At 41.4% G+C, this 12,639-nt stretch carries 11 protein-coding genes and 1 pseudogene; 7 read left to right on the plus strand and 5 right to left on the minus strand.

Translation table 11 applies throughout. From position 1 onward, the window contains the following. Positions 1-176: 176 nt before the first annotated feature. Positions 177-1,730: an LPXTG cell wall anchor domain-containing protein gene (locus ACLJJ6_RS02625; protein ID WP_412989903.1), complete on the plus strand. Its 1,554-nt coding sequence runs from the start codon at positions 177-179 to the stop codon at positions 1,728-1,730. Positions 1,731-1,862: 132 nt separating this feature from the next. Next, complete coding sequence (locus ACLJJ6_RS02630; protein ID WP_412990416.1) at positions 1,863-2,420, plus strand: histidine phosphatase family protein; 558 nt, start codon at positions 1,863-1,865, stop codon at positions 2,418-2,420. A 10-nt stretch (positions 2,421-2,430) separates the two neighbouring features. Here the strand turns inward: ACLJJ6_RS02630 and ACLJJ6_RS02635 are convergent, their stop codons facing one another. Beyond that, complete coding sequence (locus ACLJJ6_RS02635) at positions 2,431-2,820, minus strand: hypothetical protein (RefSeq protein WP_412989904.1); 390 nt, start codon at positions 2,818-2,820, stop codon at positions 2,431-2,433. A gap of 156 nt (positions 2,821-2,976) precedes the next feature. On the opposite strand from ACLJJ6_RS02635, the gene recQ reads away from it, so the two are divergent. After that, complete coding sequence (recQ, locus tag ACLJJ6_RS02640) at positions 2,977-4,740, plus strand: DNA helicase RecQ (RefSeq protein ID WP_412989905.1); 1,764 nt, start codon at positions 2,977-2,979, stop codon at positions 4,738-4,740. A gap of 100 nt (positions 4,741-4,840) precedes the next feature. Here recQ and ACLJJ6_RS02645 read toward each other — a convergent pair. Next, positions 4,841-5,095, minus strand: a pseudogene (locus ACLJJ6_RS02645) (DUF4097 family beta strand repeat-containing protein); the annotation flags it as partial. Between the two features lie 135 nt (positions 5,096-5,230). Between ACLJJ6_RS02645 and ACLJJ6_RS02650 the strand changes: the two are divergent. Next, entirely contained in the window at positions 5,231-6,472 is a 1,242-nt protein-coding gene (locus ACLJJ6_RS02650; RefSeq protein ID WP_412988180.1) for an ISL3 family transposase, read from the plus strand. Between the two features lie 191 nt (positions 6,473-6,663). Here ACLJJ6_RS02650 and ACLJJ6_RS02655 read toward each other — a convergent pair whose 3' ends face one another. The 3 genes from ACLJJ6_RS02655 to ACLJJ6_RS02665 form a co-directional block, all read right to left on the minus strand. After that, the gene (locus ACLJJ6_RS02655) at positions 6,664-7,602 is read right to left on the minus strand and encodes an ATP-binding protein (RefSeq protein ID WP_412989906.1); all 939 of its coding nucleotides are present in this window, start codon (positions 7,600-7,602) and stop codon (positions 6,664-6,666) included. 192 nt (positions 7,603-7,794) lie between these two features. Further along, entirely contained in the window at positions 7,795-8,262 is a 468-nt protein-coding gene (locus ACLJJ6_RS02660) for an NUDIX domain-containing protein (protein ID WP_412989907.1), read from the minus strand. Between the two features lie 16 nt (positions 8,263-8,278). Next, entirely contained in the window at positions 8,279-8,653 is a 375-nt protein-coding gene (locus ACLJJ6_RS02665; RefSeq protein WP_412989908.1) for a DUF805 domain-containing protein, read from the minus strand. Between the two features lie 299 nt (positions 8,654-8,952). On the opposite strand from ACLJJ6_RS02665, the gene ACLJJ6_RS02670 reads away from it, so the two are divergent. From ACLJJ6_RS02670 to ACLJJ6_RS02680, 3 genes are all read left to right on the plus strand, one after another. After that, positions 8,953-9,675, plus strand: a complete 723-nt coding sequence (locus ACLJJ6_RS02670) for a winged helix-turn-helix domain-containing protein (RefSeq protein WP_412989909.1) — start codon at positions 8,953-8,955, stop codon at positions 9,673-9,675. Positions 9,676-9,684: 9 nt separating this feature from the next. Next, positions 9,685-11,124, plus strand: coding sequence for an ATP-binding protein (locus ACLJJ6_RS02675; RefSeq protein ID WP_412990417.1), 1,440 nt, complete (start codon positions 9,685-9,687; stop codon positions 11,122-11,124). Between the two features lie 260 nt (positions 11,125-11,384). Further along, a complete protein-coding gene (locus ACLJJ6_RS02680) occupies positions 11,385-12,626 on the plus strand; it encodes an ISL3 family transposase (protein WP_412988180.1) in 1,242 nt (413 codons plus the stop codon). Positions 12,627-12,639: the final 13 nt, after the last annotated feature.

Here is a 12,639-nt window from a genome sequence, read left to right on the forward strand (position 1 = left end):
TTGGCAGAAGGAATATGTCTTATATTAGGATAAATCAAGCAAATAAAATAGTATTGTCAAATAATAACTAGTGTTATACATTACAGGGTGAGGTAGGTTAGTTTTTATACATAAATACAGGGTTTATGCAACTGATCTACTATAAAGATATTTGTAAATTTTTAGGAGGGGTTTTTATGGTTAAGAGAAATACACTAAAATCGGTTTTGTATGCCGGAGCTGCCGTGGCAGCTTTAACGTTAGGAACTGGGGTAACACAAGCTCACGCTGATACCGTAGCTGATACACCCAATATTTCTACACAGGCATCAAATTCTGCTGCTGCATCTTATGCAACGGCTAATAATAAGTCGACTTCAGCGTCAAATTCAGCTGCCCAATCTGCAGCTGTAGCAAATGGTAACGGCGTGTTTGGTGCTAACCAATCTACAAAAGCATCACAATCAGCTGCTGTATCTGCTGCGGTTTCAGATGGTAATGGTGTTTTTGGTGTAAATAAGTCAACTCAAGCATCACAATCAGCTGCAGCGTCTGAAGCAACTGTTGAAGGCAACCAGAACTTGGGACCAAACAAGTCAACTCAGGCGGCTCACTCAGCTGCAGTATCCGCAGCTGTAGCTAAAGGTAATGATGTGTTTGGACCGAACAAGTCTACACAAGCATCACAATCTGCAGCAAGTTCAGCCGCAGCATCTGAAGCAACTGTTGAAGGCAACCGGAACTTGGGACCGAACAAGTCCACACAAGCTTCACAGTCAGCCGCAGTATCTGCAGCCGTAGCTAAAGGTAATGATGTGTTTGGACCGAACAAGTCTACACAAGCATCACAATCTGCAGCAAGTTCAGCCGCAACATCTGAGGCAACTGTTGAAGGCAATAATGTGTTTGGACCAAACAAGTCCACACAGGCATCACAGTCAGCCGCAGTATCTGCAGCCGTAGCCAACGGCAATGATGTGTTTGGACCAAACAAGTCCACACAAGCATCAAGTACCGCAGCACAAAACAGTAAAGATGCTGAGAATAACTTGGGGCCAAATAAGTCTACACAAGCATCACAATCAGCTGCAGTATCTGCAGCCGTAGCCAACGGCAATGATGTATTTGGACCAAACAAGTCTACACAAGCATCACAATCAGCTGCAGTATCTGCAGCCGTAGCTAATGGCAATGATGTATTTGGACCAAACAAGTCTACACAAGCATCACAATCAGCTGCAGTATCTGCAGCCGTAGCTAATGGTAATGACGTATTTGGACCAAACAAGTCCACACAAGCGTCACAATCAGCTGCAGTATCTGCAGCCGTAGCCAATGGTAACGATGTATTTGGACCAAACAAGTCCACACAAGCATCACAGTCCGCAGCTGCATCTGCAGCAGCACAGTCTTCTGCAGCAGCGCAATCATCAGCTGCACAATCTTCTGCAGCAGCACAATCATCAGCAGCACAGTCCTCAGCCGCACAATCTTCAGCCGCTCCTTCGTCTGAAAGTGTTTCTGTGACAAAGGCTGATACTGCCAAAGCTAATAAAGCAGTTTCTGCAACTTCACCTGTATCGACAACTGCTACAAAGGGTAACTCAGTTGCCGCTGTAGCTAAAGCTAATACAACAACTTTGCCACAAACGGGTGAAACAACTAATGAAACAGTTGCTGTTGTTGGTCTTGTTGGTGCTGTTACAGCTCTGTTCGGCCTTGCCGGTGTTCGTCGCAAACGTCAGTTTTAAGAAACCCTGATCCTAAATCAAAAAAGTCGATCAAATTGATCGGCTTTTTTTGTGTTTTAAATGCTATGATTAAAAGTAAAGGTTTAAGTTCATGAGTCAGGAAGTGTTAATGTGAAAAAAACGTTGTATCTCATGCGCCACGGCGAGACGGTGTTTAATGTGCGCCATAAAATTCAAGGGTGGTGTGATTCACCACTGACGGCTAAAGGGATCAGACAAGCAGAACAAGCCAGAAAATATTTTAACGACATTTCAATTGATCATGCTTACTGTTCTACTGCCGAGAGAAGTTCGGATACATTGGAAATTGTGACCAATCATAAGCTGCCTTACACACGTTTAAAGGGACTTCGCGAAATGGGCTTTGGCGCTTTTGAGTCCGAAAGCGAAGATCTGAATCCCAAGTCGCGAAAAGATTATGAGACCTTTTTTGTACCTTACGGTGGCGAATCAACGGCTCAGGTTCAGACACGAATGGTAAAAACGCTAACCGAGATCATGACAGAACCGAAAAATCAAACAGTCTTGGTGGTTTCCCATGCGGGGGCTTGTGTGAATTTTCTAAGCGCATGGGAAAATCCTAGCCAGGTATTAAAAAAACGATTCACCAACTGTGGTATCCTGAAATTCACGTTTGAAAACGCAAAATTTAAATTACAAGAAGTCATTCAAAATGAAAACTCAATTTAAGTTTTGCGTATTAATCTTTAGGCACATAATGACGTTCTGGCAACTTATTACTGATCCGTTGTCCCAGAGGGCGATCACGTAATTCTTGATAATCCGCCAGCAAGTTCTGTTTGTCTTCATTTAGGCTAACGATTTCTTGCTGTAATTTGACATATTGTTGGGGATCTAGGTTCTTATTTTGCAGTTCAAGCTTTTTAGCAGCTAAATCTTCACTAACTTGATTGTAGGTTTTGGTAGCCTGACTAATTTTTTTGGAAAGTTCGGCTTCCTGACGTGTTAATACCTCAAAACGCGCGTATAAGTTCTTGATAATTTGATTCTTTTTGATGATCTCGGCTTCAAGCTCTTCTGCTTGTTTAGCTAACTTTTCAACTTTGGGGGACGTGTCTGTTTCAGCCATAGTTAACCTCTTTTCAAATGTTTGATTAAGTACTCATATCATACCGCTTCAAATGCGGATCGTCACGCTTTGTCCTAAAACAATTATAAGTCATTTCAATTTAAAGCAACTTTCGTTAAGATAAGAAGTAGGATTCTAGAAAAGGAATGGCAGTAAATGACCCCTGAAACAATTTTAAAAGAAAAATTTGGTTATGATACTTTTCGTGATGGGCAAAAAAAGGTCATCGATCAAATTCTCCATCATCAAAATGTCTTAGCAATCATGCCTACGGGTGGGGGAAAATCACTGTGTTACCAAATTCCGGCAATGCTATTTCCCGGATTGACATTAGTTATTTCACCATTGATTGCTTTGATGAAAGATCAAGTGGATGCTTTAAATGAAAATGGCATTCCGGCAACGTTTATTAACAGCAGTTTAACTACTACTGAAATGAATCAACGGTTTCAACTTGCAAAAAATCACCAGATAAAGTTATTGTACATTGCCCCGGAACGTTTGGATTCCAGTTACTTTTTTGAGCAACTAGCAAGTTTGGATATTGCTTTGGTAGCAGTCGATGAGGCTCACTGCATTTCGCAATGGGGCCATGATTTTCGTCCCAGCTACTTACGGTTAACGGATACCCTTGAGCAATTGCCTTCACAGCCAGTTACGGTGGCTTTAACCGCAACAGCCACCCCTAAAGTTGCAGCTGATATTCAGAAGCGGCTACACATCGAACATGAGGTTAAAACTGATTTTTCACGAGCTAACTTATCTTTCCAAGTCGTTAAAGACCAAAGTAGTGACCAATTTCTGTTAGATTATCTCCATGCAAATTCAACAGAAGCCGGCATTATTTATGCAAGTACACGCAAAGAAGTTGAACGTCTCTGTAAATTACTTGCCAAGCATAAAGAGAGCGTCACTATGTATCATGGTGGCATGGCAGAAGAAGCACGACGTCAAAATCAGGAAGACTTTCTTTATGACCGGAAACGAATTATGGTCGCTACCAATGCGTTTGGAATGGGGATTGACAAAAGTAACGTTCGGTTTGTCATTCATGCCCAGGTCCCTGGCAGCTTAGAAGCCTACTATCAAGAAGCAGGGCGCGCTGGTCGGGATGGGTTGCCCAGTGATGCCATTTTGATTTTTAAATTACATGATGTTCAGATCCAACATTTCTTTATTGATCAATCCGAAATGGCGGATGCTGATAAAAGGCGTGAATATGAAAAGCTGCAGGAAATGACTCAGTATGCCAATACGCAGCAGTGCCTGCAACAGTATATCCTGAACTATTTTGGCGAAGATGGTCCCAGTTGTGGCAGGTGCAGCAACTGTTTGGATGAGCGGGATTCTCAAGATATTACGGTTGAGGCACAAAAGGTGCTGTCGTGTGTGAAACGGATGCATGAGAACTTTGGTAAAGTTTTGATTGCCCAAGTATTAGCCGGCTCGCGAAATCAACGGATTAAACAGTTTCACTTTGAGGAACTGAGTACTTACGGTCTCTTGCGCGAGAAATCTCAAAAACAGCTTACTGAATTAATTGATTTTTTGACGGCATCGGCTTATTTACAAGCTTCTAACGGGCAATATCCCGTTTTATCCTTAACAAGCCGTGGCATTCGTGTCTTGCAAGGGCAAGAGCAGGTTTTTCGGAAGATGGCGACACCTGTGAAAACGAACATTTTGGAAGATAGTGCTTTATTCACGAAATTACGTCTTTTGAGGCGCGATTTAGCAGAAGCCCAAGGAGTGCCGCCATTTGTGATTTTTTCTGACAAAACGCTGCGTGGCATGTGCGAACTTATGCCAACGACACTCAGTGAGATGGCTGAGGTAAAAGGTGTTGGTGAACAAAAGCTGCATAAATACGGACCGCAATTTATAGAAGTTATTAAAAACGAGCAGGGGGCACTAGCTTAATAAGGCACAAAAAGGGATGCGCAAAGGCGATTATCGTCGATGGCATCCCTTTTTAATAACTGTCAATAGCACCTCTGGGTCTAGTAGCTGGTACCTGGAATTAAACAATTTCTAATTTAACGTTTCCAGAGTGGGCGTGGGCGCTAACCAGGTATTGAGGCGTTTCGCCCACCTGACCGGTTTTATAGGAGTGCCCCTCATGGTTAACACTGGCTGGACCGTCAACTTGCGAGCGACCGCTGTTTGTCTCTAATTCAAATCGAAACGACACTTTAGCGGGTAAAAATAATTTTACGGAGCCACTATGGGAGCCGGCCGAAACATCCCCATTAAGCGTATCTAAACTAACTCGAACGGAGCCGCTATGGGTCTACACTTTCTGGTATTGGTGAATAACTGATACCAGTTTTTATTTTGAAAAAAAAAAGGACATTTGCCCTCTTTGTGTTACGATTTAATCGCCAAATAAAATCGAAAAGAGGAAAAACAAATGTCCCTAACTAATTCTATCCTAAGCCTATTCGAAATAACAGACCCTAATTTAACTGTAACTGAGATTACTAAGGAACATTATCCCAATGGGCAACACGTTCATGTCGTTCACGCTATCCTTTCCTATCAACTTTTAAAATGTCCTCATTGTGGCCATAAATCTCTAATCAAAAATGGAACTCACATTGGCCATCTAAGATTGGGAACCTTATCAGGTGGACGTTATGAGATGCAGCTAAAACGACAAAGATATCAATGTAAACGGTGTTTAAAAACCTGTGGTGCTCAAACTAACCTCGTTAAACGTAATGAAACTTTTACGCATAATGTGAAACATCAAGTAATTGTTCTGGCTCGGGATATGCTGACCAGTAAAGAAATCGCTAAGATTTGTGGGATTTCACCAAGTAGTGTTCAACGCATTTTAAATGCGAATATTCACTTAGCTTATCGTGTTAAAACACTCCCCCAAAATCTTTGTTTTGATGAATTCCGTTCCTGTAATCATCTAATGTCCTTTAACTGTTGCGATGCCGTTAGTCATCGCCGCATTGTGATTCTTAAGGATCGCCTTAGTAAGGATATCATTGATTACTTTGAAGCTCGCTATTCAGTTCAAGAACGTATGAAAGTTCAAACAATCACCGTTGATATGAATGCTGAGTATGCTGGCTTTATTCATCGGTTATTTCCTAAGGCAATAACCATCATTGACCGTTTCCACATTATTCAACTTGCCGGTCGGGCACTGGATAACGAACGTACACGTGTGATCCATACTTTTCAAGATAAGCATTCCCGAGTTTATCGCATTCTAAAATCTCAATGGCGTTTGTTCCATTTGGCAGAAGAAAAGGTCAATGATACTAAACTTATCTATTTACACGGTATCAACGAATACATGACCCAACAGAACGCCATTGACCTAGCCTTAGATGAATTTCCAGAATTTAAAACTGTGTATCAAACCTATCAAGGAATTCTAACAGCCATTCAACAAAAAGATGCGGTTGGATTTAAAACCTTGATTGCCAACTACAAGGCGGCTGGCAACCAAATGGATATTACTATCTCAACTTTAATAAAGAATGGTCCTGCTGTTCTCAATAGTTGTCGTTATCCGTATTCCAACGGTCCTATTGAAGGACTAAATCGTAAAATTAAGGTGTTAAAGCGTAGCTGTTTTGGTTTTCAAAATATTCATAACTTTTTCATTCGTATCAGTTTAATTTATGCGTAAACAAAAAAAGCACATTCACCGAAGTGAACATGCTTTTCAAAAATCTCCACCAATACAATTTGACAGAGACCCAAAAAATGCCTCACCTTTAGTATTAAAGGCCAAGGCATTTCTGATAAACGGCGAACAGTTCAATCCGCAAGTTGAACGGTTTCAAAGCTGGGAAGTTTTAAAAAAGCCCGTCTTTTAAACTAGGTGCATGATTTCGTTTGCGGAACTAGCCACAATGTCAATTCGGTATTCAACGTTTTTTGCGTTAATACCGGTTTTTTAAGATTTAGGCGGTTGGCAATGTGATAGATTTGATGCCCACCAATCCCGGAATGGTCGCCCAATTTAGCATAAATGAAAACGTTGAAAATGCTGGGGTTACGAGAGATTGAATTGCCGCCGGATGCAAATTCGGTGGAGCTGATTTGTATGTGCCCGGGGTTACGAAATTGAATGCAATCATTTAACAAAGTCACTTTAACCGGTGATTTTGAAGCATAGTTAGCGTGCACCAGCGCATTAACCAGTCCTTCTCGAATAGCGCGCAAGATTAGTGCGCGACTGTTTGTTTTCTTAAATCCGGGTCTTTTGTTGATGGCCGCCGTAATTTTGTCGTAAGTCGCGGTGAAGAAACGGTAGACATTGTTGGGATGGTTTAGTTCGTTTGAAGTGTAAATGCGGTCCAGATAGTCCAAATCTTCGGAATCATTTTTAACAATAAAGTCCAAGAAAAAGTTGGGAAAAATGGCGGTAATGGCGTCAAATTTGCCAAATAGCAGTAAGGCAGCTTTCTTCATTTTGTAAATTTGATCGGGATTAGACCGGTCGATCTGAAGGAGCCCTAATCTGATTAAAAGTTTTCGATAGTCATTCGTCAAATATTCACGATTTTGCGTAGCTGCAAACAGGCGCTTTTGATAATCCTGAAGATCTGACAGATTAATATCGTTAATCGAAAAGTTATTGAGCAGTTCTGAGTCGAGGTTGTCACTGTCGTTTTGAAAATAGTATTGAATTTGATCATATGAGAGTGGATTGCGGTCCGTCTGATTTCTAATATTGGTAAGTAACGAGGCATCTTTTTGTTCACCCAGGGAGTCAAGATCAGCAATTTGTTCTTTAATATTGGTAGGATTCATTTTTTGGCGCTCCTTTATTTATAAAACCCTTGAACAACCTACTTTTATAACGTGTCTTGCAACAAAGGTGCCAGCTCAATGTTGCCACGCGTATATTCATGGTTATTATGCCACGTTTGTAATAAAAACACCATTATTTTTAATTCTTATTGCGCAATAAAAAAGCCTCCTGGCACTGGTGCCAGAAGACTTTTATTTTGATTTATCCGTAATGTTTTGCCAAGTCTGGGGTGTTTGCGGAAACTCAGTCACATCCTTAAATACCGCTGGCTTAAAATTTGCTTGTTGTAATTCTGAAAAAGTCCGCCAAACTAATTTTCGGTGTTTGTTGGTAAACTGAGGAACCGAGTCAGTGGTCTGGAGCAGATAGACGAGCATGATTTGTTGAAAGGTCGGTGCGGCAGAAAGCTGATTTTCAATTACCCATAAAAGGCGATCAATGGTGACGTGAATGTGACATTCTTCAAAAAATTCACGTTGGATAGCCTGCTGTGAAGTTTCACCAAATTTTACCTTGCCGCCGACGAAAACCAAATCAGCTCGAGGATCGCCTGATTCGCAAACTAGGTAATGTGCCTGATCTTGAAGAACACCCGCTGCCCGAAAGTTAAAAGTTTGACCGTCCTGCTGAAAATGGAGGTCGTAAGAATCATCGTTCATCTACCCACTTCCTTAATTAGTAATTTTCACCCCAGCGACTAGGTCGGCTAGGGAGAAGCATCAAAATAAAGAACCAAATGCCACCGATTAACGGAATTAACTGGATGAGCACCCACCAGCCGGAACGGTTCGTGTCGTGCAGCCGCCGGACTGAGACAGATAAGTTGGCAATCCAGACGAAAAAGAGCACAATATTTCTAATTGAATTTACGCCGAGATCTTGCCACGTGTAAATATCTGTAATTGGATGCCCCATAACGGCCTGTAAAAAGGTCACAATAATTCCGCCCAACAGCCAGTTAATGATTACCGGCCACCAATAATCGGGGCGGTTAGCAGTTCCAGAAAAATTTGTGATGTTTGACCAATATTTTTGATATGATGTAATCATCATAGACCTCCTTAACAAAAGTTCAAGCGATTTTTTAATTTTGGGGTGACGCCATGACGAGCGCGGGAAATCCAAGCGCCTGATCCCGTGAGTGAGATTAGCCAGCCCTTAATTCGATTATAACCTTTGTCGAGATGAGGCTTAAATCATTTACCCATTTTTTGTTTCAGAAAACATTTTACATAAAATTAATCTTAGCCAAGTATACTTAAAAGGAAAATTCACACAAAACGGTTCTAGGTTTAATTAGCGGTTTGAATTATACTAGGGACATGGAAAACTTTGGAAGAGGGGCCGACATGAAAATTTTAATGATCGAGGACAACAAATCAGTTTCTGAAATGATGGGGATGTTCTTCAAAAAGGAACAATGGGATGCTTATTTTGCCTATGATGGCAATGAGGCCATGGAGATGTTTAAAGCTGCCCCCAATGATTGGGATATGATCACATTAGATTTGAATCTGCCTGGCAAGGACGGCATGGAAGTCAGCTCGGAAATTCGCGAAATTTCTAAGACCGTGCCGATTATTATGCTGACTGCGCGGGATTCAGAAAGCGATCAGGTGTTGGGCTTGGAAATGGGAGCTGACGATTATGTGACGAAGCCCTTTAGTCCCATCACCTTAATTGCACGCATCAAGGCGCTCCATCGCCGGGCACAGATGGGTAACGGCAATCAGGAAGAGACACAAGTTAGTCACGGGACTTTTGATGTGGAAACCAGCAACTTTAAGCTGAGTTCTTCGACACGTGAAGCCTATTTGGATGATAAATTAATTCCTGATTTAACACCTAAGGAATTTGATCTCTTAAAAACGTTGGCGCAAAAGCCACGGCAGGTTTTCTCGCGGGAACAACTGCTGCAGTTAGTTTGGAACTATGAATTTTATGGGGACGAACGAACGGTTGATGCGCACATCAAAAAGTTACGGCAAAAAATCGAGAAGGTAGGTCCACAGGTCATTCAGACAGTCTGGGGTGTCGGCTATAAGTTTGACGATAGCAAAGCGGGGGATTAACACATGAAATTGAAGCTTCTTTACCAACAAATGTTAGCATTTTTTGCAGTAATTTTCACAACGGTCTTGGTATTTGGCCTGGCGTTCATCCAATTTTCAACGCGGATGGTCTATCAGGATACTTGGAAACAGTTGGAAGGTTATGCAGACAGTGTTTTTCAGCAATCTGTGGTGATTAATTCTAAAGGTGAGTTCGCTGGTATTCGGCTAAGCGGCCTGCAGCATAGTGAGCGTTTGTTGGCAAATCAGGCAGTTCATTTCACAATTTACAATAAACAAAATGCCATTGCGTTTCCCAAAGATGACTTTTCACCAAAAATCAACAAAACTCAGTGGAAGAAACTTCAAAAAGGGCAAACGCTGACAACCCGTTCAGATCGGCGTCTCAATCAGGTTGGCAGGAAAACGCATCCGACCACGGATGTGATTAAACCGTACCGGAATGAAGATGGTAAATTGATTGCCGCGATTTCTGTGGGATCGCCAGTGGCTAATATTGAGTCAAACATACGCAAGATTCGGCATAATTTGTTGATCGCATTTCTGATTTCAGGCTCAGTGTCGATTCTGATTGCGTATGCACTGGCTAAATATTCTGTCTCACGGATTGATTGCATTCGGAAAGCAGCTCATAAAATTGGGGAAGGTAACTTTGACATTACGGTGCCTTCTAGAGGTAATGATGAAATTGATGGGTTGGCAGCAGACTTTAATCATATGACCCAGTCCCTGAAAGCTTCCAACGAAGAAATCAAACGACAAGAGCAGCGCCGCCGTGAATTCTTAGCTGACGCGGCCCATGAGATGCGGACACCGCTGACGACCATCAATGGCTTGTTGGAAGGCTTAACCTATGATGCTATTCCCGAGGAGAGCAAAGAGGAAAGCTTGCAGTTGATGAGTAACGAGACCAAGCGGTTGATCCGGCTGGTAAATGATAACTTGGATTACGAAAAAATTCGGACAAACCAAATTATTTTGAATCGGCATGATATCCGCGTGCAGGACGTGGTAAAAAATCTGGTCGAACAGCTACAAAAGAAGGCTGATGAGGCCAAAGACCAGTTCGTGGTTCAGGTTCCCAAAAAAGTTAAGGCATACGCGGATTATGATCGGTTTGTGCAAATTATGTTCAATATTATGCAAAACGCAATTCAGTTTACCACTAACGGGACGATTACCGTGGCGGCGCAAAATGATGCGAAGCAAAATGCGGTCATCACAGTTAGTGATACCGGAATTGGGATGACGGATGAACAGATGAAAAATATCTGGGAACGCTACTACAAAGCAGATGCTTCTCGAAAAAATACCAAGTATGGCGAGTCGGGGCTGGGCATGGCCATTGTGCATCAATTGGTAAAAGCTCATGGTGGTGAAATCAAAGTTGCCAGTGAACTGGGCAAGGGCACGACGTTTACCGTTATCCTGCCACCAAATGCTCAATAAAGAGCGGTTAAGAGACGACTTTTCTGCTGGCTGCTTAATCAGAAGCGAGTTTTTAGTCGCGACGATTGCTAACTGGATAACAAAAAAACAGGAATTCAAAATTGAATTCCTGTTTTTTATTTTGGCTAAAATAATTGGGTCTACACTTTCTGGTATTGGTGAATAACTGATACCAGTTTTTATTTTGAAAAAAAAAAGGACATTTGCCCTCTTTGTGTTACGATTTAATCGCCTAATAAAATCGAAAAGAGGAAAAACAAATGTCCCTAACTAATTCTATCCTAAGCCTATTCGAAATAACAGACCCTAATTTAACTGTAACTGAGATTACTAAGGAACATTATCCCAATGGGCAACACGTTCATGTCGTTCACGCTATCCTTTCCTATCAACTTTTAAAATGTCCTCATTGTGGCCATAAATCTCTAATCAAAAATGGAACTCACATTGGCCATCTAAGATTGGGAACCTTATCAGGTGGACGTTATGAGATGCAGCTAAAACGACAAAGATATCAATGTAAACGGTGTTTAAAAACCTGTGGTGCTCAAACTAACCTCGTTAAACGTAATGAAACTTTTACGCATAATGTGAAACATCAAGTAATTGTTCTGGCTCGGGATATGCTGACCAGTAAAGAAATCGCTAAGATTTGTGGGATTTCACCAAGTAGTGTTCAACGCATTTTAAATGCGAATATTCACTTAGCTTATCGTGTTAAAACACTCCCCCAAAATCTTTGTTTTGATGAATTCCGTTCCTGTAATCATCTAATGTCCTTTAACTGTTGCGATGCCGTTAGTCATCGCCGCATTGTGATTCTTAAGGATCGCCTTAGTAAGGATATCATTGATTACTTTGAAGCTCGCTATTCAGTTCAAGAACGTATGAAAGTTCAAACAATCACCGTTGATATGAATGCTGAGTATGCTGGCTTTATTCATCGGTTATTTCCTAAGGCAATAACCATCATTGACCGTTTCCACATTATTCAACTTGCCGGTCGGGCACTGGATAACGAACGTACACGTGTGATCCATACTTTTCAAGATAAGCATTCCCGAGTTTATCGCATTCTAAAATCTCAATGGCGTTTGTTCCATTTGGCAGAAGAAAAGGTCAATGATACTAAACTTATCTATTTACACGGTATCAACGAATACATGACCCAACAGAACGCCATTGACCTAGCCTTAGATGAATTTCCAGAATTTAAAACTGTGTATCAAACCTATCAAGGAATTCTAACAGCCATTCAACAAAAAGATGCGGTTGGATTTAAAACCTTGATTGCCAACTACAAGGCGGCTGGCAACCAAATGGATATTACTATCTCAACTTTAATAAAGAATGGTCCTGCTGTTCTCAATAGTTGTCGTTATCCGTATTCCAACGGTCCTATTGAAGGACTAAATCGTAAAATTAAGGTGTTAAAGCGTAGCTGTTTTGGTTTTCAAAATATTCATAACTTTTTCATTCGTATCAGTTTAATTTATGCGTAAACAAAAAAAGCAC

The sequence above is a fragment of the Pediococcus siamensis genome (genome assembly GCF_047220215.1).
In the GTDB taxonomy this organism is placed as follows: Bacteria; Bacillota; Bacilli; order Lactobacillales; family Lactobacillaceae; genus Pediococcus; species Pediococcus siamensis.

What these genes read in the sequence shown, in the direction of transcription:
- ACLJJ6_RS02660 (WP_412989907.1), bottom strand. Translation starts at nt 8,262, where the DNA reads ATGAACGATGATTCTTACGACCTCCATTTTCAGCAGGACGGTCAAACT.
- ACLJJ6_RS02630 (WP_412990416.1), top strand. Translation starts at nt 1,863, where the DNA reads ATGCGCCACGGCGAGACGGTGTTTAATGTGCGCCATAAAATTCAAGGG.
- ACLJJ6_RS02635 (WP_412989904.1), bottom strand. Translation starts at nt 2,820, where the DNA reads ATGGCTGAAACAGACACGTCCCCCAAAGTTGAAAAGTTAGCTAAACAA.
- ACLJJ6_RS02670 (WP_412989909.1), top strand. Translation starts at nt 8,953, where the DNA reads ATGAAAATTTTAATGATCGAGGACAACAAATCAGTTTCTGAAATGATG.
- ACLJJ6_RS02655 (WP_412989906.1), bottom strand. Translation starts at nt 7,602, where the DNA reads ATGAATCCTACCAATATTAAAGAACAAATTGCTGATCTTGACTCCCTG.
- ACLJJ6_RS02680 (WP_412988180.1), top strand. Translation starts at nt 11,385, where the DNA reads ATGTCCCTAACTAATTCTATCCTAAGCCTATTCGAAATAACAGACCCT.
- recQ (WP_412989905.1), top strand. Translation starts at nt 2,977, where the DNA reads ATGACCCCTGAAACAATTTTAAAAGAAAAATTTGGTTATGATACTTTT.
- ACLJJ6_RS02665 (WP_412989908.1), bottom strand. Translation starts at nt 8,653, where the DNA reads ATGATTACATCATATCAAAAATATTGGTCAAACATCACAAATTTTTCT.
- ACLJJ6_RS02650 (WP_412988180.1), top strand. Translation starts at nt 5,231, where the DNA reads ATGTCCCTAACTAATTCTATCCTAAGCCTATTCGAAATAACAGACCCT.
- ACLJJ6_RS02625 (WP_412989903.1), top strand. Translation starts at nt 177, where the DNA reads ATGGTTAAGAGAAATACACTAAAATCGGTTTTGTATGCCGGAGCTGCC.